General features: G+C 70.8%; 2 protein-coding genes. Both read right to left on the minus strand.

Going from position 1 to position 2,050, the window contains the following annotated elements; all coding sequences use genetic code 11:
• The coding region (locus QR77_RS39250) for an MFS transporter (protein ID WP_173476406.1) at positions 1-1,237 on the minus strand (1,237 nt) is incomplete at its 3' end.
• A 1-nt stretch (position 1,238) separates the two neighbouring features.
• Entirely contained in the window at positions 1,239-2,048 is an 810-nt protein-coding gene (locus QR77_RS39255) for an alkaline phosphatase family protein (protein WP_052489427.1), read from the minus strand.
• Positions 2,049-2,050: the final 2 nt, after the last annotated feature.

The raw sequence follows: 2,050 nt of genomic DNA on the forward strand, positions 1-2,050 counted from the left end.
CGCACACCGCGAGCGCCACGGCCGCCGCGCCCAGCGCCGTACGGTCGCCCCACGCGCTCCACGCGGCGCCGAAGGCGAGCGAGCAGGCGAAGCGGGCCCCCGCCTGCCCTGTCTGCACCAACGCGAGGCCGCTGGAGCGCAGTTCGGCCGGGACACAGCCGGCGGCGGCGGCCATCAGCACACCGTCGGTCGCCGCGTAGAAGCCGCCGTGCAGGGCGAGGACGGCGTACGGCAGTGCGCCGCCGCCCCAGGACGACAGGATGAGTCCGTACGCGGCGAGCAGCGCCAGGTGGCCGCCGAGAAACACCGGCCAGCGCCCGACCCGGTCCGCCAGCCTCCCCAGCGGCACGGCCAGCAGCAGGAAGGACGCGGCCGTACCCAGCGGGAGCAGCGCGAACCAGCGGTCAGGCACGCCGAGTCGGTGCTGAAGCAGGAGATAGACGAACGAGTCGCTGACCGTCGCCAGCCCGAGCAGCAGCGCGCACACCGCGAGCCGGCGTACGTCCCGCTCGCGCAGCAGCCGCAGCGCGGCGCGCAGCGACACGGCCGCCGCCGGCTTCCCCGACGGCGACACCTCAGCGCCCGCCTGCGCGGCCGGGCCGGCGACGGACCTGTTCGGCACGAAGAGCAGCAGGACGAGGACGCCCACCGCCGCCACGCAGAAGCTCACGGTGAACACCGCGTCGTAACCGTCGGCGGCGACCCGCAGGATCACGAACGCCACCAGCGGCCCGAGCAGCGCGCCCGCCGTGTCCATCGCGCGGTGCACCCCGAACGCCCGCCCCCGCGCGGCGGGTTGCGAAGCGAGGGAGATCATCGCGTCGCGCGGGGCCGTACGCAGCCCCTTGCCGGTACGGTCGGCGGCCAGCACGGCGCCGATCAGCGGCAGCGAACTCACCATCAGCAGCAGGGGTTTGCAGAGCGCCGAGAGACCGTAGCCGAAGACGGCGACCGCCTTGTACCGGCCGCCCCGGTCGGCCAGATGGCCTCCCACCAGGCGTACCAGCGCGCTGAATCCGTTGTAGACGCCGTCGAGCAGGCCGAAGCCGAGCGGCGAGAGACCGAGCCCGGCGACGAGATAGAGCGGCAGGACAGCGGTGACCATTTCGGACGAGACGTCGGTGATGAGACTGACGGATCCAAGAGCGAGCACGGTGGGGGCGATGGCGGCGCGCCGCCCGGGAGTTGCCCGGGCGGGCGCCGCCGCCGGCGTGCCGCGGCTGTCTGCTACATACACGTCAGGAAGCCCAGATCCCCGTGATGTCGGAGGCGCCGGCGGCCTGGCCGGCATGCGAGGTGCCGTACATGTCCTCAAGGGTGCGCAGCACGTTGTAGTGGGTGTACTTCGTCGAGGACGACGAACCCGCCTTCACCGGCTGCCCGTACAGCACCGTGGTGATCTTGTTGCCGGAGAGCGAGTTGTCCTCGTCGAAGGTGAGCAGGAGCAGGCTGTTGTGCGTCTTCGCCCAAGTCGCGTACGCGCCCAGGTTGTTCTTCAGCCAGGTGTCACCCGTACCGACCGAGCAGTCGTGCATGTCGCTGCAGAGGTTCGGGACGACGAACGAGACCTGCGGCAACTGGTTGTAGTCCGTCGGGAATTGGGCGAAGGTGTGCGCCGACGACGTCGAGACGTTGCTGAAGCCGAACCACGGGTTGTGCTTACGCGCGTAGTCGCCGCTGCTGCACGTGGTCGAACCCTGGCTGGGCAGCGTCTCGTTGTAGCTTCCCCAGGTCTTGCCCGCCGAGGTCAGCTCGGAGGCGAGGTTCGCGGCCGACGAGAAGCCGGGGGTGTAACAACTGTCGCTTGTGATGCCCTGAGTGGAACCGGAGAACAGAGCCATGTAGTTGGGCTGGCTCGGGTGGGTGATGGCGTACGACGCCGAGAGGTTGGCGCCGCCCGTCTTCAGTGAGTTGATGTACGGCGCGCTGGAACTGCCGATGATCTGGCTGTAGGCGTGGTTCTCCAGGACCACGACGACCACGTGTGCGGGGGTGGGGACGCTGCCGGCGGCCTGAGCCGCGGGCGCGCCGCCGAGGCCGGCCCACAGGG

Origin of the sequence: Streptomyces sp. 150FB (genome assembly GCF_000818195.1) — a bacterium.
GTDB lineage: Bacteria > Actinomycetota > Actinomycetes > Streptomycetales > Streptomycetaceae > Streptomyces.